General features: G+C 61.5%; 23 protein-coding genes. 10 read left to right on the top strand and 13 right to left on the bottom strand.

Going from position 1 to position 24,684, the window contains the following annotated elements:
- Nucleotides 1-885 carry a hypothetical protein gene (locus tag BSY240_RS20895; protein ID WP_069043599.1) on the bottom strand — a complete coding sequence of 295 codons (885 nt, stop codon included), beginning with the start codon at nt 883-885 and terminating at the stop codon, nt 1-3.
- Nucleotides 886-1,015: 130 nt separating this feature from the next.
- Between BSY240_RS20895 and xdhC the strand changes: the two genes are divergently transcribed.
- The 6 genes from xdhC (at nt 1,016) to BSY240_RS20860 (ending at nt 7,447) form a co-directional block, all read left to right on the top strand.
- Nucleotides 1,016-1,813 (top strand): xanthine dehydrogenase accessory protein XdhC, encoded by a 798-nt coding sequence (gene xdhC, locus BSY240_RS20890; protein ID WP_069044081.1) that lies wholly within the window; start codon nt 1,016-1,018, stop codon nt 1,811-1,813.
- 404 nt (nt 1,814-2,217) lie between these two features.
- A complete protein-coding gene (locus BSY240_RS20880; RefSeq protein ID WP_069043597.1) occupies nt 2,218-3,117 on the top strand; it encodes a LysR substrate-binding domain-containing protein in 900 nt (299 codons plus the stop codon).
- 137 nt (nt 3,118-3,254) lie between these two features.
- On the top strand, nt 3,255-4,487 hold the full coding sequence (gene puuD, locus BSY240_RS20875) for a urate hydroxylase PuuD (RefSeq protein WP_069043596.1): 1,233 nt from the start codon (nt 3,255-3,257) through the stop codon (nt 4,485-4,487).
- Entirely contained in the window at nt 4,487-5,803 is a 1,317-nt protein-coding gene (guaD, locus tag BSY240_RS20870; RefSeq protein ID WP_069044080.1) for a guanine deaminase, read from the top strand. The genes puuD and guaD overlap by 1 nt, the downstream gene beginning before the upstream one ends.
- Nucleotides 5,804-5,830: 27 nt before the next feature.
- Complete coding sequence (locus BSY240_RS20865; protein WP_069043595.1) at nt 5,831-6,265, top strand: potassium channel family protein; 435 nt, start codon at nt 5,831-5,833, stop codon at nt 6,263-6,265.
- 36 nt (nt 6,266-6,301) lie between these two features.
- The gene (locus BSY240_RS20860) at nt 6,302-7,447 is read left to right on the top strand and encodes an alpha-hydroxy acid oxidase (protein WP_069043594.1); all 1,146 of its coding nucleotides are present in this window, start codon (nt 6,302-6,304) and stop codon (nt 7,445-7,447) included.
- A 6-nt stretch (nt 7,448-7,453) separates the two neighbouring features.
- Here the strand turns inward: BSY240_RS20860 and BSY240_RS20855 are convergent, their stop codons facing one another.
- The 6 genes from BSY240_RS20855 to BSY240_RS20830 form a co-directional block, all read right to left on the bottom strand.
- The gene (locus tag BSY240_RS20855; RefSeq protein WP_069043593.1) at nt 7,454-8,194 is read right to left on the bottom strand and encodes a metallophosphoesterase family protein; all 741 of its coding nucleotides are present in this window, start codon (nt 8,192-8,194) and stop codon (nt 7,454-7,456) included.
- A 2-nt stretch (nt 8,195-8,196) separates the two neighbouring features.
- Nucleotides 8,197-8,553, bottom strand: a complete 357-nt coding sequence (uraH, locus tag BSY240_RS20850; protein WP_069043592.1) for a hydroxyisourate hydrolase — start codon at nt 8,551-8,553, stop codon at nt 8,197-8,199.
- Nucleotides 8,550-9,059: an ureidoglycolate lyase gene (locus BSY240_RS20845; RefSeq protein ID WP_171901604.1), complete on the bottom strand. Its 510-nt coding sequence runs from the start codon at nt 9,057-9,059 to the stop codon at nt 8,550-8,552. The genes uraH and BSY240_RS20845 overlap by 4 nt, the downstream gene beginning before the upstream one ends.
- 97 nt (nt 9,060-9,156) lie before the next feature.
- Nucleotides 9,157-10,482 carry an MATE family efflux transporter gene (locus BSY240_RS20840; protein ID WP_069043590.1) on the bottom strand — a complete coding sequence of 442 codons (1,326 nt, stop codon included), beginning with the start codon at nt 10,480-10,482 and terminating at the stop codon, nt 9,157-9,159.
- Between the two features lie 19 nt (nt 10,483-10,501).
- Entirely contained in the window at nt 10,502-10,846 is a 345-nt protein-coding gene (locus tag BSY240_RS20835) for a MarR family winged helix-turn-helix transcriptional regulator (protein WP_197277983.1), read from the bottom strand.
- A gap of 233 nt (nt 10,847-11,079) precedes the next feature.
- Nucleotides 11,080-12,120 (bottom strand): glutamine synthetase beta-grasp domain-containing protein, encoded by a 1,041-nt coding sequence (locus BSY240_RS20830; RefSeq protein WP_054148429.1) that lies wholly within the window; start codon nt 12,118-12,120, stop codon nt 11,080-11,082.
- A gap of 395 nt (nt 12,121-12,515) precedes the next feature.
- Between BSY240_RS20830 and BSY240_RS20825 the strand changes: the two genes are divergently transcribed.
- On the top strand, nt 12,516-12,695 hold the full coding sequence (locus tag BSY240_RS20825; protein ID WP_054148428.1) for a DUF2735 domain-containing protein: 180 nt from the start codon (nt 12,516-12,518) through the stop codon (nt 12,693-12,695).
- A 184-nt stretch (nt 12,696-12,879) separates the two neighbouring features.
- On the opposite strand, the gene uraD is transcribed toward BSY240_RS20825, so the two are convergent.
- Nucleotides 12,880-13,377, bottom strand: a complete 498-nt coding sequence (uraD, locus tag BSY240_RS20820) for a 2-oxo-4-hydroxy-4-carboxy-5-ureidoimidazoline decarboxylase (protein ID WP_069043589.1) — start codon at nt 13,375-13,377, stop codon at nt 12,880-12,882.
- A 233-nt stretch (nt 13,378-13,610) separates the two neighbouring features.
- Here uraD and BSY240_RS20815 point away from each other — a divergent pair, with 233 nt between their 5' ends.
- The gene (locus tag BSY240_RS20815; RefSeq protein ID WP_069043588.1) at nt 13,611-14,657 is read left to right on the top strand and encodes an NAD(P)-dependent alcohol dehydrogenase; all 1,047 of its coding nucleotides are present in this window, start codon (nt 13,611-13,613) and stop codon (nt 14,655-14,657) included.
- 207 nt (nt 14,658-14,864) lie between these two features.
- Here the strand turns inward: BSY240_RS20815 and BSY240_RS20810 are convergent, their stop codons facing one another.
- On the bottom strand, nt 14,865-15,722 hold the full coding sequence (locus BSY240_RS20810; RefSeq protein WP_069043587.1) for an urea carboxylase-associated family protein: 858 nt from the start codon (nt 15,720-15,722) through the stop codon (nt 14,865-14,867).
- A 117-nt stretch (nt 15,723-15,839) separates the two neighbouring features.
- Between BSY240_RS20810 and BSY240_RS20805 the strand changes: the two genes are divergently transcribed.
- On the top strand, nt 15,840-16,718 hold the full coding sequence (locus BSY240_RS20805; protein ID WP_069043586.1) for a LysR substrate-binding domain-containing protein: 879 nt from the start codon (nt 15,840-15,842) through the stop codon (nt 16,716-16,718).
- A gap of 90 nt (nt 16,719-16,808) precedes the next feature.
- On the opposite strand, the gene puuE is transcribed toward BSY240_RS20805, so the two are convergent.
- The 3 genes from puuE to BSY240_RS20790 all read right to left on the bottom strand — a co-directional run bounded on the left by puuE (nt 16,809) and on the right by BSY240_RS20790 (nt 19,874).
- Nucleotides 16,809-17,729: an allantoinase PuuE gene (gene puuE / locus BSY240_RS20800; protein WP_069043585.1), complete on the bottom strand. Its 921-nt coding sequence runs from the start codon at nt 17,727-17,729 to the stop codon at nt 16,809-16,811.
- Between the two features lie 91 nt (nt 17,730-17,820).
- Complete coding sequence (locus BSY240_RS20795; protein ID WP_054148422.1) at nt 17,821-18,528, bottom strand: DUF1045 domain-containing protein; 708 nt, start codon at nt 18,526-18,528, stop codon at nt 17,821-17,823.
- A 155-nt stretch (nt 18,529-18,683) separates the two neighbouring features.
- Nucleotides 18,684-19,874: an NAD(P)/FAD-dependent oxidoreductase gene (locus tag BSY240_RS20790; protein WP_069043584.1), complete on the bottom strand. Its 1,191-nt coding sequence runs from the start codon at nt 19,872-19,874 to the stop codon at nt 18,684-18,686.
- Between BSY240_RS20790 and mnmD the strand changes: the two genes are divergently transcribed.
- On the top strand, nt 19,873-20,598 hold the full coding sequence (mnmD, locus tag BSY240_RS20785) for a tRNA (5-methylaminomethyl-2-thiouridine)(34)-methyltransferase MnmD (protein ID WP_069043583.1): 726 nt from the start codon (nt 19,873-19,875) through the stop codon (nt 20,596-20,598). The genes BSY240_RS20790 and mnmD overlap by 2 nt on opposite strands.
- Here the strand turns inward: mnmD and BSY240_RS20780 are convergent, their stop codons facing one another.
- Nucleotides 20,599-24,585 (bottom strand): PAS domain-containing protein, encoded by a 3,987-nt coding sequence (locus BSY240_RS20780; protein ID WP_171901603.1) that lies wholly within the window; start codon nt 24,583-24,585, stop codon nt 20,599-20,601.
- Between the last annotated feature and the right edge of the window lie 99 nt (nt 24,586-24,684).

Here is a 24,684-nt window from a genome sequence, read left to right as displayed (position 1 = left end):
TCAGCGCAGCGCGGATCGCATCAGGTAGAGCATGGCTGCCAGGATCAGGATCGGCAGCACGAGCAGCTTGACCAGATAGGCCGTTGCAATGCCGATCGAGGCGGCAAACAGATCCGTCGAGATCGCGACGCCATCGCGGATGATCTGCGCATTCGCTGCCGCCGTGGCCGCCATGTCGGAAGCGGCCTGCAGGGTGCCCGTGAATGCCGTGCCGAGACGGTCAAACATGCCGTCCTCTGCCGGCGGGATCCGATCGGTGGGTGTAAGGGCGCCAGCCATTCCTGCGGCCTCGTCATCAAGGCCCACCGCTGCATGCTGACCGCGCATTTGATCGAAAACCTCGGTCGCATGGGTCCAGGCCCGATCCGTGATCGCATCGCCGGCATAGAAGGCGATTGTATAGGATGCCGGCAACAGAACGGCGCCGAGGACACCAAGCACCATGACCGACCGCGTCAGGCGCTCCAGCATCGGCGGTACCCGCCGGGCGGTCAGCGTCATGCCGGCACAAAACAGCGCGCAGGCCGCAAGGCCGATGGAGGCAACCTTCGCAACGGGCACCAGCACCAACGACAGGATGCCGGAGACGATGGCAAGCCCGAACAGCAGGTCGACCATCCGCTCGATTGTGTTGATCACGGGCTGCAGCAACTGGCCGGGGCTCGCGGTAACGGAGGCGACGCCCACCCCGCCGGTAACATCGGCATCGCGGGCCACGCTCATCACCGAGTTCGCAACCCGCAAGGTCGTGTAAAGCGCGCCGCTACCGAGCGTGACGTCGCGGCTGAACCGAGCGGCGACATCCGCCAGCGGATTGACGAGAAAAAGCGCTACGGCGAAAGCCGCAACAAGCAGCCAGACGATCAAGCCTTTGGTTCTGGTCATTCCCGCTCCCAAGCCTCTCATGCCGAACCATAACACGGCTGACATGTTACGGGCGTGCTTAAACCTCGGTGGAATAAACCAGAAGCCCCGCTGTCCAGTTCCCACTGCCTGGTGCTAGGATCAGCCCATGATGACTGTCGCCACCCTCCCCGCCTTCCTTGTTTCCCATCCTGACGCCATCCTCGTCGAAGTCGTCGAGGCCAAAGGCTCGACGCCGCGCGAGGCCGGCACGTTGATGCTGGTGGCCGAAACAGCACTCTGGGGCACGATCGGAGGCGGCTATCTGGAGTTCATGGCCATCGACTGCGCCCGCAGGATAATGGCGGGTGAAACGGCGCAAACCGAGCTGGATGTGCCGCTCGGCCCTGAAATCGGCCAGTGCTGCGGCGGGCGGGTACGTCTGTCCCTCCGCAGGATTGATCCGGCCGTCCGGGAGGCACTGTTGCAACGCCTCGCCGGAGAGCGGGCGCATTTCCCCGAAGTCATGGTCTTCGGCGCTGGCCATGTCGGCCTCGCGCTAGCCCAGGCACTCGCCCCTCTCCCGCTGAACGTCACACTGATTGACTCACGACCGCAGATCGACGGAGAGGTACCCGACGGCATCGCCTTCCGCCGCGTCGCGATGCCCGAGGCCGAGGTGGCAAAGCTGAAATCGGGCGGTGCCGCCGTCATCCTCACCCACGACCATGCATTGGATTTCCTGATCGCAAAGGAAGCGCTCGGTCGTACCGACCTTGCCTATGTCGGCATGATCGGCTCGAAGACCAAGCGCGCCACCTTTGCCTCCTTCCTGGAGCGAGAGGGAACTGGCCGGGCGGCAATCGACCGGCTTGTCCTGCCGATTGGTGGCAGCACGGTGAAAGACAAGCGTCCGGCGGTGATTGCAGCGATGGTGGCGGCCGAATTGCTTGCTGTGTTGCTCCCCTGAAGCGATATCCGAACAAGCGGAATCACATCTGCAGAATTGCGTGCCAACCTGCTCTATCCATTGACTTTCCATTCACAGGGCCCCGGACCGCATACGATCGAGCAGCAGCCTATGTGACTCTTCCAGCCGACGCTGCATGTCACCCTTGGCCTCCAACCCCACGTCACGTCGCAGGTCATCCGGCAACGCGTCTACGGAGAACCGCCGACGCCGTTTCCGCCGCGAGAGGGTTTCCCGCAGCCATTGTTTGATACCCTCTGATCCGGGCATGAACCGTCCTATCGCGGACACCATCTCTGCCTCCACGCGCATCAATTCGTTTCTATCTGATGCGCAGATAGTGCCGCCGATTGCCCGCCGGATCCAATTCAATTACGCTGGCGATGGATAAAGAGAGTTGATCCATGAAGCTGTCGCGCCAACTGCCGCTAAATGCCCTTCGTGTCTTTGAGGCCGTGGCGCGCCTGTCGAGCTTCACAAAAGCCGGCGACGAGCTCGGCATGACCCAGACGGCGGTCAGCTACCAGATCAAGCTCCTGGAGGAGCATTTGGGAGAAAGGCTTTTTCTACGTTTGCCACGTCGGATAGAAATGACCGCCACCGGCGAACGTCTCCTGCCAAAGGTGTCCGAGGCCTTCACCTTGCTCCAGGAAGCGATGTCAGGCGCAGCACGCGGCGACGACGAGATCCTTGAAATCCACTCCTCGCCCACATTCGCGTCGCAATGGCTGGCCCGCACCCTCGGCGGCTTTCAGTTGCAGCATCCCAACATTGCCGTGCGCCTCTTGCGCGGATCAACCCTCACGGACTTCAACCGTCAGACGGCCGATGTCGCCATAAGAGTCGGACGGGGCCCTTGGCCTGGCCTCACCTGTCGCGAATTGATCAGGCTTGCCTACACGCCCGTACTCAGTCCGAAGCTTGCAGACACAATAGGCGGGGTCAACGAGCCTGCAGACCTTCTAAAACTGCCATGGATCAGTCATGATGATCTGCGTTGGCGCTACTGGTTTCAGCTTGCTGGCCTTGAGGCACCGCCAAAATCCGCGCGCAGGCTCGATGCCCTCGGAGTGCTTGATCTCGAAGCAGGTGCCGCCCTTGCCGGCCACGGTGTGGCAATGCTGAGCCCGTTCTATGTGCAGGATGATCTGTTGTCGGGCCGTCTGATTCGCCCCTTCGACATCAGCTGGACCGACGACAACACTTATTGGCTCGTCTACCCACAGACACGCGGCAACCAGCCCAAAATCAAGGCCTTCGAGACATGGCTCACGGCCACGCTCGAAGCCGAAAAAGCGCCCTGATTTCACAGACTTCTCGGCAAGAAAAGAATCTCTGCATAAATCGCCCTTCAAGGCCCTCCCCGTGTTCGCGAGGGCTTCCCTTGCAGCGCAATATTTTCCACACTGTCCGGCCGGGAGGACGAAAGGGGAATTCTCTGATGTATGAATACGCGATCGCCTGGGAATGGCTGAACTTTGCTGTCCGCTGGCTGCATGTGATCACGGCCATCGCCTGGATCGGCTCGTCCTTCTATTTCATTGCGCTCGATCTCGGCCTGGTGAAGCGCCCGGGCCTGCCCGTCGGCGCCTATGGCGAGGAATGGCAGGTGCATGGCGGCGGCTTCTACCATATCCAGAAATATCTGGTCGCGCCCGCCTCGATGCCGGAGCACCTGACCTGGTTCAAATGGGAAAGCTACGCCACCTGGCTATCGGGCTTTGCCCTGCTGGCCGTGGTCTATTACGGCGGCGCCGATCTGTTCCTGATCGACCGCACGGTGCTCGACATCGAGCCCTGGCAGGCGATTGGCCTGTCGCTGGCGTCGCTCGCCGTCGGCTGGATCCTGTATGACCTCCTTTGCAAGTCGCCGCTCGGCCGCAACACCTGGGGCCTGATGGCCATCCTTTATGTCGTGCTGATCGCCATGGCCTGGGGCTATACGCAAGTGTTCACCGGTCGCGCCGCCTTCCTGCATCTGGGCGCGTTTACCGCCACCATCATGTCGGCGAATGTCTTCTTCATCATCATCCCCAATCAGAAGATCGTCGTCGCCGACCTGATCGCCGGCCGCACACCCGATCCGAAATACGGCGTGATCGCCAAGCAGCGCTCGCTGCACAACAATTACCTCACGCTGCCCGTCATCTTCTTTATGCTGTCGAACCACTATCCGCTGGCCTTTGCCACGGAGTTCAACTGGATCATCGCAGCCCTTGTCTTCCTGATGGGCGTCACCATCCGCCACTGGTTCAACACCACCCATGCCCGCAAGGGCAAGCCGACCTGGACCTGGCTGGTCACGGTGCTGATCTTCATCGTCATCATGTGGCTCTCGACGGTGCCAAAGGTGCTGACGGGCGAGGAGGAACAGGCGCGCCTTTCCACGCGTGAACAGACCTTTGTTGCAAACGGCCATTTCGAAGCGGTGCGTGATGTCGTACAGGGCCGCTGTTCGATGTGCCACGCAGCCGAACCTGTCTGGGAAGGCATTGCGCGGGCACCGAAGAATGTGAAGCTGGAAACGGACGGCGAGATCGCCGCCCATGCCCGTGAAATCTATCTCCAGGCCGGCCGCAGCGATGCCATGCCGCCCGGAAACATCACCGATCTCTCAAGCGAAGAGCGCAAGCTGCTCGTCGCCTGGTACGAGACGACGGTCGAAGGTAAATGATGACAACTGAGACCCTGATCCGCGGCCGCCTCCTCTCTTTTCGCCAGGCACCTGAGCATGCCGGCGACCGCGAAAGCTATCTCTATGAAGAGGACGGCGCGCTGCTGGTCCGAGATGGCAAGATTGCCGCTGTCGGTGCCTATACGGATGTGAAGTCGAAGACTAGCGCAGAAGCGACCGAGATCGACCATCGCCCGCATCTGATCCTGCCCGGCCTGATCGATTGCCACGTGCATTTCCCGCAGATGCAGGTGATCGCCTCCTATGCCGCCAATCTGCTGGAATGGCTTGATACCTATACCTTCCCCGAGGAATGCCGCTTCGTGGAAAGCGCCCATGCCGAGCGGATTGCCATCCAGTTTTTCGACGAATTCCTGCGCCAGGGCACGACCACAGCGGTGGCCTATTGCTCGGTGCACAAGGCGTCCGCCGATGCCTTCTTTGCGGAAAGCCTGCGTCGCGGCACGCTGATGATCGGCGGCAAGGTGATGATGGACCGCAACGCCCCGCAAGGCCTGCTCGACACGCCGCAGCTCGGTTATGACGAGACCCGCGCCGTGATCGAACAATGGCATGGCAAGGGCCGCAATCACGTTGCCATCACACCGCGCTTTGCCATTACGTCCACGCCCGAGCAGATGGCGATGACGCAGACGCTGGCGGAAGAATTTCCGGACCTGCATATCCAGACGCATCTGTCTGAGAATCACGACGAGATCCGCTACACCTGCGAACTCTATCCTGACGCCACCGACTATACCGACATCTATGCGCGCTATGGTCTGCTGCGGAAAAAGGCCCTCTTCGGCCATGCGATCCACCTATCGGAGCGCGAAGCGGATGCCATGGCGGAGAGCGGTGCGGTCGCGGTCCATTGCCCGACCTCCAACCTTTTCCTCGGCTCCGGCCTGTTTCCGCTGAAGGCAATCCAGCGGCGCGAAAAGCCTGTGACCGTCGCGGTCGCAACCGACATCGGCGGCGGCTCGAGCTATTCCATGCTGAAGACCATGGACGAGGCCTACAAGATCCAGCAACTGCTGGGCGAGCGGCTGAACCCGCTTGAAAGCTTCTACCACATGACCCTCGGCAACGCCGTGGCGCTCGATTCCGCCGACCGCATCGGTACGCTGGACGAAGGCACCGATGCCGATATCGTCGTGCTCAATGCCGCCGCGACCCCCGCGATGCGACTGCGGATGGAAACCGTCACATCACTTACCGAAGAACTCTTCCTGCTGCAGACACTGGGCGACGATCGCGCGGTGGTGGAAACCTATGTGGCAGGCAAGGCCTCGAAGCCACAATCCGGCCTTTGAAGCAGCCCCGAGGGAGGGAACGGATCCATGCTGTTGACCAACCTCGCGCTCGGCACGCTGATGATCTCGCTGACGGTGGTCATCCACACCTTCGGCCTGATGGGCGTCACACATGTCATGGCCTGGGTCACCGACCGCATTCGCCTGCATGGCCACAGAAGCCGCCTGCTCGCCATGAACACCGTTGTCATCGGCGTGTTTGCCGTCTTGACGGCGGAAGTCTGGCTCTGGGCCGCCGCCTACAGCCTGCTCGGCGTCGTCGACGATTTCGAGACCGCCCTCTACTTCTCCACCACGACCTTTTCCACCGTCGGTTTCGGCGACGTGGTCCCGCATCCGGAATGGCGCATGCTGGCAGCTCTCGAAGGTGTCAACGGCTTCCTGCTGATCGGCTGGTCGACCGCCTATCTCATCGCAGCCGGCATGCGTGTCGGCCCCTTCAAATCCGGCGAGCACTTCTAATGGCCCACTGTCGTCAATCCCGAAAGGCATGAAATCATGGCCCCCATTCTCGAAATCTCCGACCTGAAGGAACTCGCGCGCAAACGCGTGCCAAAGCTCTTCTTCGACTATGCCGACAGCGGCTCCTATACCGAGAGCACCTATCGCGCCAATGAGAGCGACTTTGCCAGGATCAAGCTGCGCCAGCGCGTGCTGGTCGACATGAGCGGCCGGACGCTCGAAACGACTATGGTCGGCGAGAAGGTGAAAATGCCGGTGGCGCTAGCCCCGACCGGCCTCACCGGCATGCAGCATGCCGATGGCGAGATGCTGGCAGCGAAGGCGGCAGAAGAATTCGGCGTGCCCTTCACGCTCTCGACCATGAGCATCTGCTCGATCGAGGACGTCGCCTCCGTCACCACCCGCCCCTTCTGGTTCCAGCTCTATGTCATGCGTGACCGGGACTTCGTGATGAACCTGATCGAGCGGGCCAAGGCGGCCAAATGCTCGGCCCTGGTTCTCACCGCCGACCTGCAGCTGCTCGGCCAGCGTCACAAGGATATCAGGAACAGCCTGTCCGCCCCGCCGCGACTGACGCCGAAACACCTCTTCCAGATGGCCATGCGCCCGCGCTGGTGCTGGAACATGCTGCAAACCCAACGCCGCACATTCCGCAACATCCAGGGCCATGCCAAGAATGTCTCCGATCTTGCATCGCTCGGCGCCTGGACCAACGAGCAGTTCGATCCCAAGCTGTCCTGGAAGGATGTCGAATGGATCAAGAAACAGTGGGGTGGCAAGCTGATCATCAAGGGCATTCTCGACGTCGAGGACGCCAAGATGGCAGCAAAGACAGGCGCTGACGCGATCGTCGTCTCCAACCATGGCGGGCGCCAGCTTGACGGGGCGCATTCCTCGATATCAATGCTGCCGAAGATCGTCGACGCCGTCGGCCACAAGATCGAAGTGCATATGGATGGCGGCATCCGCTCCGGCCAGGACGTCTTGAAGGCGGTAGCGCTTGGAGCACGGGGCACCTATATCGGCCGCCCCTTCCTCTATGGCCTTGGCGCCATGGGTAAGGACGGTGTGACCAAGGCGCTGGAGATCATTGCCAAGGAGATGGATGTGACCATGGCGCTCTGCGGCAAACGACAGCTTGCCGATGTCGACAGGTCGATCATCGCGGAAAGCCCGTTCTGAGCGACCTCAGGCGATCCAGCCGCTGGAGAGCGCACTGACCCAATCCATCATGCCGTGGCGGCGCGCAAGCTCTGCCATGGCGAGATTGTCGTAGCGCACCAGCCGAAAGCTCGGCTGCCAGCCAAGCGGCGCCTTCTCCAGGATTGCATAGCTGGCAAAGGGCGTACCCGCCTGAGCCTTGTGATAGACAGGTATGTCGTAGTCGAAGCCGGGGCAGCCGACACTGCCGGGATTGACGATCAGCCTGCGGTCGCTGAGTTGCACGGCACGCGGAATGTGGCTGTGCCCACAGAGCATAAGCGTCGCATCGATACCGTCCGCCAAGGCTTCGATCTCGGCCAGCGGCTTCAGGTGGAAGATGCCGTCGGCCGACAGCGTCTCGGTCCAATAGGTGTTGTCGTCCCCAGGCGTGGCGTGACAGAGAAAGACATCCTCGCCGAGGCGCGCCGTTTCCGGCAGGCTCCTGATCCAGTCGAGATGCGCCGGCGACAATTGCGGATAGCTCGGCCTCTCCCAGTCCCCCATCGCCTCGAAGGGCCGATCGATGAGCGCTCGATCATGATTGCCGCGCACAGTCAGCGCGTTCAGCGGTATCAGCAGATCGGCGGTGAGCCCTGCCTCGAGCGGCCCCGAGAAACAATCGCCCAGGTTGACGACCGTATCGATCCCTTGAGCCTTGATATCAGCCAGCACCGCTTCGAGCGCCAGATGATTGCCGTGAATGTCGGCGATCGCCGCAAACCGCATACTCAGCTTCCGCGATAGGTGGAATAGCCATACGGCGAGAGCAGAAGTGGCACGTGATAATGCGCCGTGGTGTCGGAGATGCCAAAACGGATCGGGATCACGTCGAGAAAGGGCGGATCCGTGAGCGTGGCTCCCGTCCCGTTCAGATAATCGCCGGCATGAAAGAGCAGCTCGTATTGCCCGATCTGGAATTCCTCGCCGATCAGCATCGGCCCGCCATCGACGCGCCCGTCGTCATTGGTGAAGACGGTCTTGATCAGCTCTGCCTCCTCGCCATTCATCCGCATCAGCTGGATGCGAAGTCCCTGGGCGGGCTTGCCGAGGGCCGTGTCGAGGACATGGGTGGTGAGGCCGGTCATATCTGGGGCTCCCGAATCACGAAGGGGGTCTCGAAGAAAACTTCCTCGAGATTGTTGCCGGGTCCGTCGCGATCCACAACCAGGAAATCGCTGACCTCGCCGATCGCCATCAAGGGATGGTGCCAGGTGTTGCGGCGATAGTTCACCCCCTGATGCGGCGCGGCGAGAAACACCTGCGGCGCACCGGGCTTGCCGTTCTCGTCAGGCGATACCGCGACAAGGAACTGTCGACCGGACAACGGAGAAAAGCTCTGGCTGCCGAAGGGATGGCGCTCCATCATGCCGATCTCATAGGGAAAGGCCCGCGGCTGTCCACGGAAGATGTTGACGATCACCCTGGCACCCTCGCCCGCGATCTCTGGCGAAAACAGGCCGTGAAACCGCTCGGTCGTGCCGCCATTGATCAGCCGCATGGTCGAAGGATCGGCTTCGATGACATCGCCGAAAGACGCGAAACTTTGAGCCGTCAGGGGACGGATGGGGAGCTCGATGGGCAAAGGGGTCATTCTCCCTGGAGATGCGGGTGGCAGCATGTCGGCGGCAAGAGCTGTTTTCCAGCCATCGCACACGATGGGAGGATCAAGACTCGCCGCCGCACCTTCGTCAACCGACTATGCGCGTCAGGCTGTGGAATCGCCAGACCAGAGCCGCTGCGGCAAGCGCCAATGCGGATACGAAGCCGAGCCAGACACCTTGCGGCCCGAGGCCGAGCGGAAAGGCAAGAGCCCAGCCAAGCGGGATAGCCACAGGCCAATAGGCGAGGATGGAGATAACCGACGGGATTGCGGTATCGGACATGCCGCGCAGGGCACCCACAAGCGTCGACTGAAGACCGTCGACGACCTGGCTGAGCGCGAATACAAAGAAGAGTGCGGCAGCCAGTTCGATGACGGCGGGATCTGACGAGATCAGGGCCGCGACCTCGGCCCCGTAGAGACCGAGCACCAAGGTCGCTCCGGTCAGCCAGACCGTCCCCATGCCGAGCGCCGCAAAGGTGACGCGGCGCACCCGATCAACGCGCTTTGCGCCCGCCGCCTGGGCGACACGAATGGCCACGGCTCCGGCAATCCCGAGTGGCACCATGTAGAGCAGAGTTCCGACGGAGAGCGCCACCTGATTGGCAGCGAGCGCAACCGATCCAAAGAGACCGATGAGCATGGTCGCAACCGCCATCGCAGCCGTTTCCGCGACATACATCAGGCCGAGCGGAGCGCCCTCCCGCACGAGGGACACCGTATCGACAGAGGTGCGATCGCTTCTCGTCCGCAACCGGACAGTCGACATCGACCATCGCCAGTAGGCAAAGGCCGCAAGCAGCGCAATGCTCTCGGCGACCAGTGACGCAATACCGGCCCCGACAAGGCCGAAGGCCGGCAGAGGTCCAACGCCGTAGATCAGGCAATAGTTGAGCGGAATGTTCAAAGCACAGGCGAGCGCTCCGAAACTCACCCCCATCCAGGGGCGATCAATGGCCTCGAAGGCCGATTTGAAGATCGTGAGGACCGCATAGGGAATGAGAAAGGCGGCGATCAGATGCCAGTAGGCAGTGACCTGCGAGAGCACATCGGCAGGCTGTCCGAAATAGGGCATCAGAAGGAGCGAGGCACTCATCAACAAAGCCGCGCCAGCGCCAGTCACGGCCCCCAGCACCAAACCGGCCCGCAGGAAGGCCGCCACCTGACGACCCTGTCGCGCCCCGAAGGCCATCCCGATGCGGACAGAAATCACCGACAGAAAGCCGTAGATCGCCGCCAGCATGACGGTCGCAACCGCACCCGCAAGGCCCACGGCGGCCAGGGGCACATGCCCAAGCGGCGCAATCATCAGGGAATCCGTCACGGTAATCACGGCACCGGTGCTCAGGCCCACCACGATGGGCACGGCCAGACGCGCGATATCCTTGAGTTCAGTCAAAAAGCTGGGGGTCATGGGAATTGTGTCGTCACGTTCAGGAACATTCAAGACTGCCGCGTGCCTTCTTCAGCAGACGGTCAAGGTCTTCGAGTTCGTCGGGGGTCAGCGCGCGGGAAATACGCTCTGCTGTTTCGGCATAGATCGATTTTTCTTCTGCAATGAGCGCGCTGCATTTGGCCGTCGGTGCAAGAAGCACAGAACGTCCATCGGCACTGTCAGAGAGCTTGTCGAGATAGCCGCCGAGATGCAGCTTGCGCACCATCACCGATGCGGAAGCCCTGCTCACCCGCATCTGATCGGCCAGATCCGCAAGCCGCAGCGGCTTCTCGGCAGCAATCACCAGATAGAGATAGTCGAGTTCCGTCGCGGTCAGGTCCATGGAGCCGCTTTTCTGCGACTCCTCCCGCCATCGGAACCACATATGCCACTGCAGGCAGCGTAGACTTTCTTCCAGATCCATTTCGCACGCTCTATATAGTTAGACTAACTAACTATATAGAGCGGATCCGTTTTGCAAGCCCCTGCCCCAAGGATGGACTCGAACCAGCGCGACAAACTAAAACAGCGCCGGTGTTTCCACCGGCGCTGCAATCGTTGAACCTTAGCCTGAAATCAGGCGGCGTTCTTGGCGTAATCGGCCGTCGGCACTTCGGCGATCGTCTTCAGCACGACGGAAGCGATCTGGTAGGGGCAGCCCTGGGAGTTCGGGCGGCGATCTTCCAGGTAACCCTTGTAGCCGTTGTTGACGAAGGAGTGCGGAACGCGGATCGAGGCACCACGGTCGGCAACGCCGTAGGAGAACTTGTTCCACGGAGCCGTCTCATGCTTGCCGGTCAGGCGCAGATGGTTGTCCGGACCGTAGACGTCGATGTGCTCCTGCCAGTTCTTGGCAAAGGCCGCCATGAGGGCTTCGAAGTATTCCTTGCCGCCAATCTCGCGCATGAAGGTGGTCGAGAAGTTGCAGTGCATGCCCGAGCCGTTCCAGTCGGTGTCGCCAAGCGGCTTGCAATGGAATTCGACGTCGATGCCGTAGGTTTCGCAGAGACGCAGCAGCAGGTAGCGGGCGATCCAGATCTGGTCGGCAGCCTTCTTGGAGCCCTTGCCGAATACCTGGAATTCCCACTGGCCCTTGGCCACTTCGGCATTGATGCCTTCGTGGTTGATGCCGGCTTCGAGGCAGAGGTCGAGATGCTCTTCGACGATTTCACGGGCGATCGAGCCGACATTCTTGTAGCCGACGCCGGTGTAGTAAGGGCCCTGCGGAGCCGGATAGCCCTGCTCCGGGAAGCCGAGCGGACGGCCGTTTTCGTAGAAGAAGTATTCCTGTTCGAAGCCGAACCAGGCGCCTTCGTCATCCAGGATCGTGGCGCGGCTGTTCGACGGATGCGGGGTGACGCCATCGGGCATCATGACTTCGCACATGACGAGAGCGCCGTTGGTGCGAGCCGGGTCGGGATAGATGGCGACCGGCTTCAGCACGCAATCCGACGAGTGGCCTTCGGCCTGCATCGTCGAGGAGCCGTCAAAGCCCCAGAGCGGCAGCTGTTCCAGGGTCGGGAAGCTGTCGAATTCCTTGATCTGCGTCTTGCCACGCAGGTTCGCTACCGGCTTGTAGCCATCGAGCCAGATATACTCGAGCTTAAACTTGGTCATGGTGCTCTCTCTTCAGTCTCGCGCCACTCATCGGCGCAACAGAGGGGTGATTCTCCGGGTGCCCGGGAGTCGAAAGATAAAAAGCAGGAAGCGTGCCAGTTTGCAGACGGACCGCGAAATGCGGCCATTTTGTCGCAGGCGACCCGCCAAATCGCCAACATTGCAGGCCTTTCTTTAACAGATTGAGCGCATACTCATGGAACAAGAGGCGCGTGTCCGGTGTTGTCAGGCCACCTAAGATCACGAAAGCGCTGTGATTATTTTAAATTCATCACTTTTTCTGCTTTCACATTGCCCACAAAATAGGCATTTTGCACTTTTCATGTGCATTTCAGTTTCAGACGTGGTAAGCATGAACCATCGAGACAACACTCGGTGAAACGAGAGGTAGTAGCATGACAACGAACATGGTTCGGGAATCGGCGAAGATCTACGAATTCCCGGTGCGTGACCTGGCCCGCCTCAACGCCATGCGTGAGCGCCAGACGCCGAAACCCGTGATCTATGAGAGCGGTTCGGCAAGCTGGTATCACGAGGAAGCGATCCGCGAAGCCGAACGGGCGCCGAAGCAGTAAGGGCGAAAGCCCAACAAGAAAGCCGCCCGCATTGCGGACGGCTTGAAGCATGCGACGAGCGGGCCATTGCCCGCTCTTTTCGTTTCACATACTCTGAAACGCTGAGGCGCCGAACGGGACGTCGCTACCAGCCTCGCCTGGACAGCACTTGCCGCGATTTCGCACGTTGCAGCTGCAGGGCGTGTCAGTCCCTTTCCGGAAGCAGACTTTCGAGGCGAAGCCTGGCGATTTTTTCCACCTGCTGGCAGGCAGCGTCGAATTCCTGATCGCGGCCATTGGCAATCCGCGTTTCGAAGGCGGCAAGAATGTCGTCCTTCGTCAGCCCTTTGACCGCGATGATGAAGGGAAAGCCGAACGTCTCGACATAGGCCGTATTCAGCTCGGTGAAGCGGGCATGTTCGTCAGCGCTCAACCGATCGAGCCCGGCGCCAGCTTGCTCTCGCTTGCTGTCTTCCGTCAGCTCGCCCGCAATCGCAAGCTTGCCTGCAAGATCAGGATGCGCACGCAATACGCCCAGCCGCTCATCCTGGCTTGCCGTGCGAAACATCGCAGCCATAGCATCATGCACGTCGAGCGCCGTCAGCGGCGCCTCGATCATGCCTGCATCGAAGGCACGCTCCGCAATGAAGGGCGAATGTTCGAACACCCCGCCGAAACGCTGAACGAAGTCCGCTCTGTCCATGCCGTCAATCCAGTATCATGTGAGGCCGCAGCTGTGACAGCAGCGGCAAGGAGGGCCTGCCCGCGCATCCCGCGAAGCAGTTGATGACAAGGATTAGCCGAGCCCCCTGGTCTTGTCGAGTTTCCGAAGGCGACAGGCACTTTCAACGCAAACCCCAGGGTCCTTAGCTTGCAGCAGCCCCGGATCGACCTATCTACAGCTCGCTCCCCCCATCACATTTGAAAGGATACCCCATGCCGATTGCCAAAGGCTATGCCGCAACGGATACCTCCAAGCCATTGGTTCCCTTCACCTTCGAGCGTCGCGAACCGAACGCGGACGACGTGGTGATAGAGATCAAGTTCTCCGGCATCTGCCATTCCGACATCCACCAGGCCCGCAACGAATGGGGCAACTCGACCTTCCCCATGGTCCCCGGCCACGAGATCGCCGGCATCGTGACATCAGTCGGCTCGAGCGTTTCGAAATACAAGGTCGGCGACCGCGTCGGCGTCGGCTGCTTCGTCAATTCCTGCCTGCATTGCGAACGCGACCTCTACCGCGAACAGTATATGCCCGGCCTCGTCGGCACCTATAACTCCACGGAAGTCGACGGCGTGACCCCGACGCAGGGCGGCTATGCCGATTCCATCGTCGTGCAGGAAGACTATGTTCTCTCCATCCCCGAGAACATCCCGCTCGACAAGGCAGCCCCGCTGCTCTGCGCCGGCATCACGCTCTATTCGCCGCTCAGCCACTGGAAGGCTGGCCCCGGCAAGAAGGTCGCCGTCATCGGCATGGGCGGTCTCGGCCACATGGGCGTCAAGATCGGCGCCGCCATGGGTGCAGACGTCACCGTGCTCAGCCAGAGCCTGTCGAAGAAGGAAGACGGCCTCGCCTTCGGCGCCAAGGAATACTATGCCACCTCGGATCCGGAGACCTTCAAGACGCTCGCCGGCGCCTTCGACCTGATCCTCTGCACCGTCAGCGCCGAGATCGACTGGAACGCCTACCTGAACCTTCTGAAGGTCGACGGCACCATGGTCCTGCTCGGCGTGCCGGAAAACCCGGTTCCCGTGCATGCCTTCGCCCTGATCGCCGGCCGTCGCTCGCTCGCCGGCTCGATGATCGGTTCGATCAAGGAGACCCAGGAAATGCTGGACTTCTGCGGCAAGCACGACATCACCCCGGAGATCGAGATCATCGACATCGCCCAGGTGAATGAAGCCTATGAGCGCGTCATCAAGAGCGACGTACGCTACCGCTTCGTCATCGACATGGCGACGCTCGACAAGGACTGAGGCTGGTCGCGTTGACTGAACGCGAAGGGCCCGGTCTGCGCTGGTCCCTCTTTTCGTGGAGAGGCCTGTCCCCAAACGAGACGTCATCCTCGGCTTGTGCCGAGGATCTACTGCGGTCGAATGCAATTGAAACGTCGTCATGCTCGGGACAAGCCCGAGCATGACGACCTCACAGCTCAAGCCCGTCTTGCCAGGCCCTTGGCGGTATCAAACCTGCAACTGATACCCATTCCGCTCCGGAAACGGCCAGTCGGCGAGAAGCGCCATATCCGGCCTGTAAATCTCCACCTTCAGCGGATAACACTTGGCCACATCGCTCGAATGGCTGGTACTACAATCGCCGCCCGGGCAGGCCGAGAGTGCGCCGAGCAGATCGATCTCCGCAAACATTTCGAGAAAATCACCCGGACGGACGGGGCTTGCCTTCATGAAATACTGCTGCGTATCGCGGGTGAAACCGGTGCACATGAAGACGTTCAACACATCATGCACATGCGGCTCGACCACCTTGATGTCAGCACCCGTGTGATGCGCCAGCGCCCGGCAGAGGTTGGAATGGCAGCAATGATGGTAGTCGCCGCCTGAGAGCAGCCGGTTGGTATAGGGATCGCAACGCGTGCCGATCACGTCATGCACGCCGCCACCGAATTCGTCGAATCCGTACCAGCCGAGCGTATCATGGCTGATCGTGGCCATGGGCCGCAGCGACGGCAGATTGCTCCAGAGACGGTTGCCGGTCGTCACATGCGTCGCATGCAGCGCCCGCGTCTTGCCGGAAAAGAAGCGCTCGGAAAGATCGTTGGCGTTCCACAGGTTGAGATCGCCGACTTGCGGTCCCTCGACGCTGACGATGCGGAAGAAATGCCCCTTCGGCACCTCGAACGTGTTGCCCTCGCGCGGCTCAACGATCACCTCGCCAACCTTCTCCATCGTCGCCCGCGCCCGCTCCAGAATGCTCATATCGGGTGCGACAAGCGACTCGACCGGATAGCAGACGACAGGCTTCACGGCGCGGCGGGCAGCCGCATCGGCGGGAACGGGGACGTTGGCGTTAAAGGCGGACATGGCGGCTCCGGGGTTCGGCATGGGATTGAGGCTTGCCGCAAGGTGCCCCACCTACCCCCCTCAAGACAACCGCCTCTCTTCTTGCCCCATGGCCAAGGCTGACTTAGTCATAAAGCCATGAAACTGCCACCACCCCCCACACTCCGCGCCTTCGAGGCCGCGGCTCGCCGCGAAAGCTTCCTGCAGGCCGCAACCGAACTCGGCATGACGGCAGCCGCCGTCAGCCAGCATGTGAAGGCGCTGGAGGATTGGCTGGGTCTCGCCCTCTTCGAACGCCGCTCGCGCGGCGTGCGCCTCACCGCCGACGGCCGCGAACTCGGCGCTGCCTGCTCGGAAGGCCTCGGCCACATCGCCCGCGCCGCAGAAAGACTGACCGCCCGCAAGTCCATGGCCCGCGCGAGCCTCGCCTGCATGCCTTCGGTCGTCACCCACTGGCTCGGCCCCCGCCTGCCCCGTTTCCGCGCAGCGCATCCCGAAATCCAGGTCTCGATCGTCTATCCTTTGGGGTCATTGACCCCGGATGAAGCCGGCGCAGACCTGCTGATCGGACACGGGACCCGCCCGCCGGGTCGGGCGGACCGCATCCTGGACGCCGCCACCCGGCCCACCTGTGCGCCCGCTTATCTGGAGCGGCACGGGCCGATCTCAACACCCGCTGACCTCCTGAAACAGGACCTGCTGCACGACGCGACCGAGGCCGCCTGGCAATCCTGGCTGGCGGCACGCAGGATCGAGGGCCCGACACTCGCAGGACCGCTCTATGCCGATTTCAACCTGCTGGTCAGTTCGGTGCTGTCAGGCCTTGGCATCGGCCTTTGCCCGACCGCCCTCATCACCGACCATCTGGCAGCGGGCACCTTGAAAGTGCTGTTCGATGAAGCCGCCGACGAGGACAAGGCCTATTGGCTGCTGTCAGGCGGGGATCTGTCCGAGCCAGCCGCGATCTTGCGGGATTGGTTGCTGGCGGAAGCCGCGAGTTCGGCTTCGATCGCCTGATACTCGACGCAGGCCTTCTCATACTCGGCACGGAATGCCGGGGATTCCATGAGCTTGGACTTGAGGTCGCCGAGTGTCGTCATCAGGCCCTCACCACGCCGGCTTGTGATGCTTGTGCCAGTGCTCTGCAATCTCAATGCGCTTCGGCACCCAGACCTTCTCATGGCTCGTCACATAGTCGATGAACCGCGCCAAGGCCGCCGCGCGCCCCGGACGACCGACGAGGCGGCAGTGGAGGCCGACGGACATCATTTTCGGGCTGCCGTTCTTTCCCTCCTCGTAGAGCACGTCGAAGGCGTCTTTCAGATAGGTGAAGAACTGGTCGCCGGTGTTGAAGCCCTGCGGCGTGGCGAAACGCATGTCATTGGTCTCGAGCGTATAGGGAATGATCAGGAAGGGCTTGCCTTCGAGATCCGGCACCCAGAACGGGAGGTCGTCGGAATAATTGTCGGAGGAGTACGTGAAGCCGCCTTCCTCCATCACGAGGCGCAGCGTGTTGTCAGAAGGCTTGCCCTGATACATGCCGAGCGGATGCGAGCCGGTCAGTTCCTTGTGCAGGCGAACCGCCTCGCGGATATGCTCGCGCTCGACGTCTTCTGGGAAATCCTTGTATTCGAGCCAGCGATAGCCGTGGCTGGCGATCTCCCAGTCGGCTTCCTTCATCGCGGCAACCGCTTCCGGGTTGCGCGCCATGGCGAGCGTGACGCCATAGACGGTGACGGGCACTTTCCGCTCGGTGAACATCCGCCAAAGCCGCCAGAAGCCGGCGCGCGAGCCGTATTCGTAGATCGACTCCATGTTGAGATTGCGCTGGCCGGGCCAAGGCTGGGCGCCGACGATTTCCGACAGGAGATTTTCAGACGCCGGGTCGCCATCGAGAATACAGCTCTCGCCACCCTCCTCGTAATTCACCACGAACTGCACCGCGATCCGCGCATCGCCGGGCCATTTCGGATCGGGAATGTCGCGGCCATAGCCTATCAGGTCGCGGGGATAAGGAGCAGTCGTCATCGGTTCACCTCTCGTGTTTTGACGCGAGGCTATTGGCGAGGGCGGCGCCTGTCGAGATGGAAAACACGCATCTTGCTGCAGCGCACAGGTGTCAGGCGATCTTGCGGCTCGAAACCCGGCCCAGCGGATGCAGCGAATGTACGGTAAACGGCGCACCACGTTCAGTCTCGACAAACAGCGCGAGATTGGTCACCACGACAGGCTCGGCGAGAACCGGGTCGAAATGCGCCTTCAAGCCCTGCTCGATTCGCGGGAAATCTCGCGCCAGAAGCGGCCCCGTCAGTGTCATGTGGAAACGGTATTCGTCCATCACATAAGGATGGCCCCAGCGGCTGAGATTGCTGAACTGCGGCGCAGACAAGCGGTCGGGATTGCGCCGTTCGATCTCGACTTCGGAAAGCGGCGCACGAAAACCATCGAAGGCCTGCACAACGGAGGCCGCGAGATGATCGACCTCCGGGCAAGGCCGCTGCAGGATGAGCCCGAAGACGTCGCCGATCCGGCCAACCGAAAGCCCGCGCAATGCGACTGGCTCCATCTGGCCGGCGAAATGCATCAGGTCGCGCAGGAGAGAGGCCTCGTTTGAACCTTCGCTCAAGCGGAACGGCGCCTTGAATGTCGCATGAAAGCCGAAGCGTCGCGGAAGCGCCGTGTGAAAGGCAATCTCGTGCACGCCAAGGCCTTTCAGCCCCGGATGCTCCTCCGCCTCGCCGGAGAACACGTTGCGGCCAAGCCAGCGCGCCGCTGCATCGGCAAGCGGATCACGGGCAGGCGGCGTAAAGCAGATGGCATAGCGCATGTCGAGCACCTCACACTGGCTCGCGACGGCACTTTAGCAGTTGCCGTTACAACCCGGTGGATAGGTGATTTGCATGACAGTATCACGAAGCGCGCGAGGCAATTTCGCGGCAGCTCCCCGAGCTAATCCCTGTGATTTCAGGGTATTTCGGTAAATTACTCATCACCTGCGCGACGCGCAGCCACCGAAACGTGATGGGCAAAGGCAAAACCGTGAGGCAACTGCAGGGCTCCACCGGCAATAGAATCGAGAACTGCATCCGCCAGCCGGTGCGCAATGCCGAAGCTCACCTTGAATCCGCCGGCCAGCGCATGCACACGAGGATGATCGGGATGAGGGCCGACCATCGGATCCCGATCCACCGCCTTGGGTCTGAGACCCGCCCAACGCTCGACAATCTCCGCCCCGCCCAGCATCGGCGCAAGCTCGCGTGCGGCGGCAATCAGGTCATCGAGTTGCCCATCGGTGGAAAACGGATGTTCGAACGTGTTTTCGCTGGTGCTGCCGATGGCGACCAGCTCGCCTTCATGCGGCACCACGTAGAGGCCGTCGAGATAGAGGAGCGGCAGATCCGCCGTAAGGTCCAGTCTGAGCAGCGCCGCCTGCCCCTTAACGCCCCTTCCGAGCGGCTTGCGAAGCGCCGGTCCGATGGCTTCGAGCAGCGGGAAGGACCCGACACCGGCTGCGACCAGCAGATCCCCATAACCGATGACGGTCCCGTCGGCGAGCTTCACCTGGCTTGCCTGCGCATCGATCGATTGCACGGCGGCCCCGACCAGCAACCGCACACGCCCCGATCGTTCGAGACGCGCCCGGATCGTGGCCGTCAAAGCACGCGGCGAGACGCGGCCCGCGAGGCGATCGAACACGACGCCAGCCTCCGAAAACTTCGGCGAGGGCCAGTCGGCAAAGGGACTCTCGTCAAGGACGGTCCAGTCGAAGGCCCTGCCCTCTTGGTTCCAGTTCGTTGCCGCATCTGCCGAATGGCGTTGGGCAATCGGTCTCAGATGCGGCTTTGGCAAGGGGATGAGGCGACCGCAGCGCTGATAGCCAGCCGAGAGCCCGGTTTCGTCCTCGAGCAGAGCGATCTCTGCCTCGAGCGACAGCAGCCCCTCGAATTGCAACTGCTTCTTCTCGTTCCAGCGATCGGGCATATGCGCCATCAAAGCGCCGAGCAGGCCGCCGCTCGCACCGCTCGCAACACCGTCACCGTCGATCATGATCGTATCGATGCCACGGCGCTCTGCCTTCAGAGCCGCCCAGAGGCCCATGATGCCGCCACCGACGATCACGAGATCGGCGCGCAATTGACCTGACATCGCAGCCGTTTTATCGGACATCACCATGACCCATTCAAATTATCCGCCAGGCACCGGCGACACCAAGGCACCGTTGGCCTGGCACGACGGCGATATGCCCTTTTCCACCGCCTTTGGCGATCATTTTTATTGCCAGACCGATGGCCGGCTCGAATGCGGCCACGTCTTCCTGGCCGGCAATGGACTTCCGGATCGCTGGCGCAATGCAGACGATTTCACCATCGGCGAACTCGGCTTCGGCACCGGGCTGAATGCCTGCGAGACCTGGCGGCAGTGGAAGGAGCATCGTGATCCCGGCGCTTACCTCCACTTCGTGTCCTTCGAGCTCTTCCCCATGCAGGCGGAAGAGATCGACCGCGCGCTCGCCCACTGGCCGGAGATCGATGCCGAGCGGCAGGCGCTGGTCTCGCTCTGGCCGACAGATCCTTCAGGCGTCGTTGAAATCAATCTTGATGACCACACGCGTCTGTCCGTCGTCTGCGGCGATGCACTGGAGAACCTGACGGCAAGCATGCTGACCTTCGATGCCTGGTTCCTCGATGGCTTCGCGCCGTCGCGCAACAGCGCCATGTGGTCGGCGGAATTGATGCAGCGGGTCCACGACACGACACGGGTGGGCGGCAGCTTTGCGACCTATGCCGCGGCCGGTTTCGTCAGGCGCAATCTCGGAGCTGCCGGTTTTGACGTCGAGCGCCGACCAGGTTTCGCGGGCAAGCGGGAAATGCTGTGCGGCGTCAGGCGCTCGGCCTGATCAGCCTTCAGCGGCGATCCCGGTAACGGACCTGCCGCTCCATTGCTCGATCTTGCGCATCAGAAGTTCCGGCGAGATCGGCTTGGAAAGATAGTCGTCCATCCCGGCGGCAAGGCAAGCCTCACGGTCGCTGTCGAGCGCATGGGCTGTCACGCCGATGATCGGGATCCGTCCTCCGCCGCGCATCGCCTCTTCCGCCCGGATCGCGCCGGTCGCCTGGTGGCCGTTCATGACCGGCATCGAGACGTCCATCAGAATGAGATCCGGCGGCTCGCTGCGCCAGGCCTCGACGGCCTCCTCGCCATTGCCAACAATGCGATAAGCGATGCCGCTTCCGGTGAGGATCTGCCGGAAGACGATCTGGTTCACCGCATTGTCCTCGGCGATCAGCACCCGAAGGGCACTGTCATCGAGAAGGGCGACAGCAGCCGGCTTTCGCTCCAAGGTTACAGGGGCGCGCGGAGCCAGTGGCGCAGTTGGTGAAAGCGGACGCAAGCGAGGCGAATTCACGCCATGAACGCGCGCCGTTCGCACCACATCGATGATCGCACCACGCAACACATTGGCCCGCGCCGGCTTCATCAGATGCGCCTGGATCTTCAGGCTTTCAAACAGCCTGTCATCGCCGACCATATCCATCGAGGTCAGGAAGACGAGCGCAATATCGTCGAACCGACGATCGCTGCGGATCGCCTTCGCGACGTCGATGCCGTTCATGTCGGGCATCTGGTAGTCGATGACGACGACATCGATCGCGAGCCCTTCCGTATGCGCGGCACCGAGAATATCAAGGCCGGTCAGCCCGTCCGGAACCGCGAGCCCGTCGAAACCCCACATATCCAGTTGCTCGGTGATGATTCGGCGATTGACGGCGTTGTCATCGATGACCAGCACCCGCGCATCCTTGACCGTGGCTGGCAGTTCCTTCTGGCCGCGGCGCTCGGCAACGATGGCGAGCGGCAATTCGACGGTGAAGGCTGAGCCGCGCCCGACCTCGGATTCGACCTGCAGCTTGCCCCCGAAGAGGCGCACGAGACCGCCGGTGATCGCGAGCCCGAGACCGGTACCCTCGTGGCGACGGGTCGAAGATGTGTCGACCTGGGAGAATTTCTCGAAGATCTTCGCCTGCATGTCCTGGGGAATGCCGATGCCGGTATCCTCGATCCGCAGCTTCAGGATCGCCTGCCCCTCCGCCACGGCGTCCGCGGACACCTCGACATGCACGTGGCCCTTCTCGGTGAACTTGATCGCATTACCGAGAAGGTTCGTGACGATCTGCCGGAAACGCCCCGGATCACCCATGAAGGTGTGGCGCACCTTCTGCTCGCCGGAGACCACGAGTTCGATATCCTTCTCGGCTGCGGCGGCAGACAGCAGCGTCGCCACATCTTCGATGGCTTCCACCGGATCGAAGGGCGACTTGCGCAGCTTCAACTGTCCGGCATCGATCTTCGAGAAGTCGAGAATGTCGTTGATGATGGTGAGCAACGCGTTACCGGACTTCACCATGATATCGACAAAGGTCTTCTGACGGCTGTCGAGCTCGGACTTCGACAGCAGTTCCGCCATGCCGAGAACGCCATTCATGGGCGTGCGGATCTCGTGGCTCATATTGGCGAGGAAGTCGGACTTCGCCTTGTCCGCCGCCTCGCTGCGCGCCAAGAGCACTTCCAGTTCGGCTTCGCGCTCCTTCAGCTCGGTGAAATCGGTGAGCACGACAACACAACTGCGGTCGCCACCGAAGGTCGCTTCCAGCTTGACCCAGGTCTTGCCGTCGACAAGGAAATTGGTCGAGACTGCGTTTGCTGTCTGCACGGCCGATTGCCATTGCTGCAGAATGTCGTGAGCTTCCTCGCCGAAATCGCCACGCGCCGCGCAATATTCGAATATCGGCCGCCAGCTTTCGCCCGACGCCACCAGGTTTTCGGGCAGGTTCAGGATGCGGCTGAAGGAAGGATTGACCTCCGCGATCCGTCCCTGCTCGATCATCATCAGGCCCTGCGTCATCATCCGCATGGATTCCTGGACGAAGCGCCCGAGCCGCTCCAGCTTTTGCTGCGCCTCGTCGATCTCGCGTTCGCGCGCCCGCATCTCGGTGAGATCGGAATAGGTGAGCAGGATCTTGCGGTCATGCAACCGCGTGATCGTGGCCAGAACGAACTTGCCATCGTCATAGGCAAGTTCGGTGACATGCGAGCCTTCCAGCGCATCGAACTGCGCTAGACGGGCGCGATAGCCTTCCTCGAACTCGATACCAGGCCAGGCATAGCCGAGCTTGTGGTTCATCTCGCAATAGGACCGGAAGGGCAGCCCGTTCAGCTGCATGTCAGCCGGCCAGCGCCAGATTTCCCGGCACTTCTCGTTGGCGAATTCGACCATGTAGTCGGAATTCATGATCACCACGCCGACTGGCATGACCTGCAACATCGAGACGATGTCGGCATAGAGCGACTCGGCGCGTGCCTGGGCCGCGACCAGAGCCTCCTGGCCCTTCTTGAGCATCGAGATGTCGTTGACCGAGCCGACGAGGTAATGCTTGTTCTGCGCCGTGGTGATCCGGCTCAGGCGCGTGATCACCGAGATTTCCTCGCCGCCGCGGACGACGACTTCCCGGTTCTTCTCGATCATTTCGCCGGTCGCGAAGATCCGGAGGTTCTCCTCCTTCATGATCTGACCGTTCTCCGGCCAGAGTTCTTCTTCGGTCAGCCCGTAGATGTCTTCCCGACGCTGGCCGTGAAGGTCCTCATAAGCCTTGTTCACATAGATCATCCGGCGATCCGGATCGCGGATGAAGACAGGCACCGGCATCTGCTCGAGCGCTGCGCGATAAAGCAGCGTCTCTTCTTCGCGCTGATAAATGTCGGAGACGTCGGTATAGGTCAAAAGAATGCGCCCGCCCTCAAGGCGGCGGCTTGCGCCGGCAAGTGCCCGCCCCGACGGCGTCTTCACGTCGATCAGCGGCCCCTCTGCGAGGCTGAGCACCTGTTCGATGCGATAGGCGACGCGCTCGTCGATTTCTTGTGCAGAGAGATTGGGCATTCTGCGGACCATCGCCAGCGTCAGAAAGTCCCGGTAGGACATGCCCTCCAGCTTCTGCGAGGCATCAAATTCCGTCATCTCGATGGCCGCCGCATTGGCAAAAGAGATCTGCAAATCGGGATCGAGAACGATGATGCCGACCGGCAGCGAGGCCATCAGGCTGTGAAGCTGCAATTGCAGCGCTTCCGATTCCTGTCGGACGGATTCCAGCTTCTCCTGCTCGTGTCTGAGAGGAGAGAGATCGGTGATCGAGCCGACGATGTAGCGTTCGCCATCCGGCCCGGTGACGGCCCCGGTGCGGCTGAGGACGGGGATTCGCGTGCCATCGGCCCGCATGAAATTGTCCTGAAATTCCTCTGTCACGCCGCATTCGAGGACGCGCTGGTTGCCCTCGAAATACTCCTGGCCGAGCTCGGGGAAATTTTCCTGCTCAGTCCGCCCCAGGAGATCCTGGATGGGCCGTCCTACCATCTGCGAATAGACGCTGTTGGCAAAGAGCAGCCGGTGGTCAGAGCTGCGCACATAGGTCGCAATGGGATATTGCTCGAGCACGGCCTGGAAGAGGGCAACAGAGGGCAGCGTCCCCAAGACCGATGGGTCGGATGGTGTTACCGTTCTTTGCTCCTCCATGAAACCGAAGAGATAGAGCCGGTCGTCGTCGTCGAAGAAACGTTCGATATGCAGGACCCGCGTCGGTCCGCCGGGTTCAGCCCGCAGCTGCAGCGCTTCCTCTTCCCCGAACACCAGGACCCGCCGCTCGCGATCGTCGCGCAAGGCGTCCAGATCGCTTCCAAGGATTTCGCGATCGCTGCGACCTACGAAGCTTTCGGCCGACAGGTTGTGCAGGTCGGCGAAGGCCGCATTGACGGCGACGTAACGAAGCTCGCTGTCCTTCACGTAGGAAGGCAGATCGAGCACCGCGATCTTGTCGCAGACCAAGTCCAGCAAGTCGCTTCCCCGGATCAAATCAGTTTCTCCCTCCTCCGATCAATGACGCGGAATGGTAAACAGCGGGTAAGCGAAGCACCATCCAAAGCTTTAAAAGCG

This window comes from Agrobacterium sp. RAC06 (genome assembly GCF_001713475.1).
Classification (GTDB): domain Bacteria; phylum Pseudomonadota; class Alphaproteobacteria; order Rhizobiales; family Rhizobiaceae; genus Allorhizobium.
Note: the sequence above shows the minus strand (reverse complement) of the source record. Positions and strands in the feature narration are given on the sequence as shown.

Coding starts and splice junctions, on each gene's coding strand:
- BSY240_RS20895 (WP_069043599.1), bottom strand. CDS start 885: ATGACCAGAACCAAAGGCTTGATCGTCTGGCTGCTTGTTGCGGCTTTC.
- xdhC (WP_069044081.1), top strand. CDS start 1,016: ATGACTGTCGCCACCCTCCCCGCCTTCCTTGTTTCCCATCCTGACGCC.
- BSY240_RS20880 (WP_069043597.1), top strand. CDS start 2,218: ATGAAGCTGTCGCGCCAACTGCCGCTAAATGCCCTTCGTGTCTTTGAG.
- puuD (WP_069043596.1), top strand. CDS start 3,255: ATGTATGAATACGCGATCGCCTGGGAATGGCTGAACTTTGCTGTCCGC.
- guaD (WP_069044080.1), top strand. CDS start 4,487: ATGACAACTGAGACCCTGATCCGCGGCCGCCTCCTCTCTTTTCGCCAG.
- BSY240_RS20865 (WP_069043595.1), top strand. CDS start 5,831: ATGCTGTTGACCAACCTCGCGCTCGGCACGCTGATGATCTCGCTGACG.
- BSY240_RS20860 (WP_069043594.1), top strand. CDS start 6,302: ATGGCCCCCATTCTCGAAATCTCCGACCTGAAGGAACTCGCGCGCAAA.
- BSY240_RS20855 (WP_069043593.1), bottom strand. CDS start 8,194: ATGCGGTTTGCGGCGATCGCCGACATTCACGGCAATCATCTGGCGCTC.
- uraH (WP_069043592.1), bottom strand. CDS start 8,553: ATGACCGGCCTCACCACCCATGTCCTCGACACGGCCCTCGGCAAGCCC.
- BSY240_RS20845 (WP_171901604.1), bottom strand. CDS start 9,059: ATGACCCCTTTGCCCATCGAGCTCCCCATCCGTCCCCTGACGGCTCAA.
- BSY240_RS20840 (WP_069043590.1), bottom strand. CDS start 10,482: ATGACCCCCAGCTTTTTGACTGAACTCAAGGATATCGCGCGTCTGGCC.
- BSY240_RS20835 (WP_197277983.1), bottom strand. CDS start 10,846: ATGGACCTGACCGCGACGGAACTCGACTATCTCTATCTGGTGATTGCT.
- BSY240_RS20830 (WP_054148429.1), bottom strand. CDS start 12,120: ATGACCAAGTTTAAGCTCGAGTATATCTGGCTCGATGGCTACAAGCCG.
- BSY240_RS20825 (WP_054148428.1), top strand. CDS start 12,516: ATGACAACGAACATGGTTCGGGAATCGGCGAAGATCTACGAATTCCCG.
- uraD (WP_069043589.1), bottom strand. CDS start 13,377: ATGGACAGAGCGGACTTCGTTCAGCGTTTCGGCGGGGTGTTCGAACAT.
- BSY240_RS20815 (WP_069043588.1), top strand. CDS start 13,611: ATGCCGATTGCCAAAGGCTATGCCGCAACGGATACCTCCAAGCCATTG.
- BSY240_RS20810 (WP_069043587.1), bottom strand. CDS start 15,722: ATGTCCGCCTTTAACGCCAACGTCCCCGTTCCCGCCGATGCGGCTGCC.
- BSY240_RS20805 (WP_069043586.1), top strand. CDS start 15,840: ATGAAACTGCCACCACCCCCCACACTCCGCGCCTTCGAGGCCGCGGCT.
- puuE (WP_069043585.1), bottom strand. CDS start 17,729: ATGACGACTGCTCCTTATCCCCGCGACCTGATAGGCTATGGCCGCGAC.
- BSY240_RS20795 (WP_054148422.1), bottom strand. CDS start 18,528: ATGCGCTATGCCATCTGCTTTACGCCGCCTGCCCGTGATCCGCTTGCC.
- mnmD (WP_069043583.1), top strand. CDS start 19,873: ATGACCCATTCAAATTATCCGCCAGGCACCGGCGACACCAAGGCACCG.
- BSY240_RS20790 (WP_069043584.1), bottom strand. CDS start 19,874: ATGGTGATGTCCGATAAAACGGCTGCGATGTCAGGTCAATTGCGCGCC.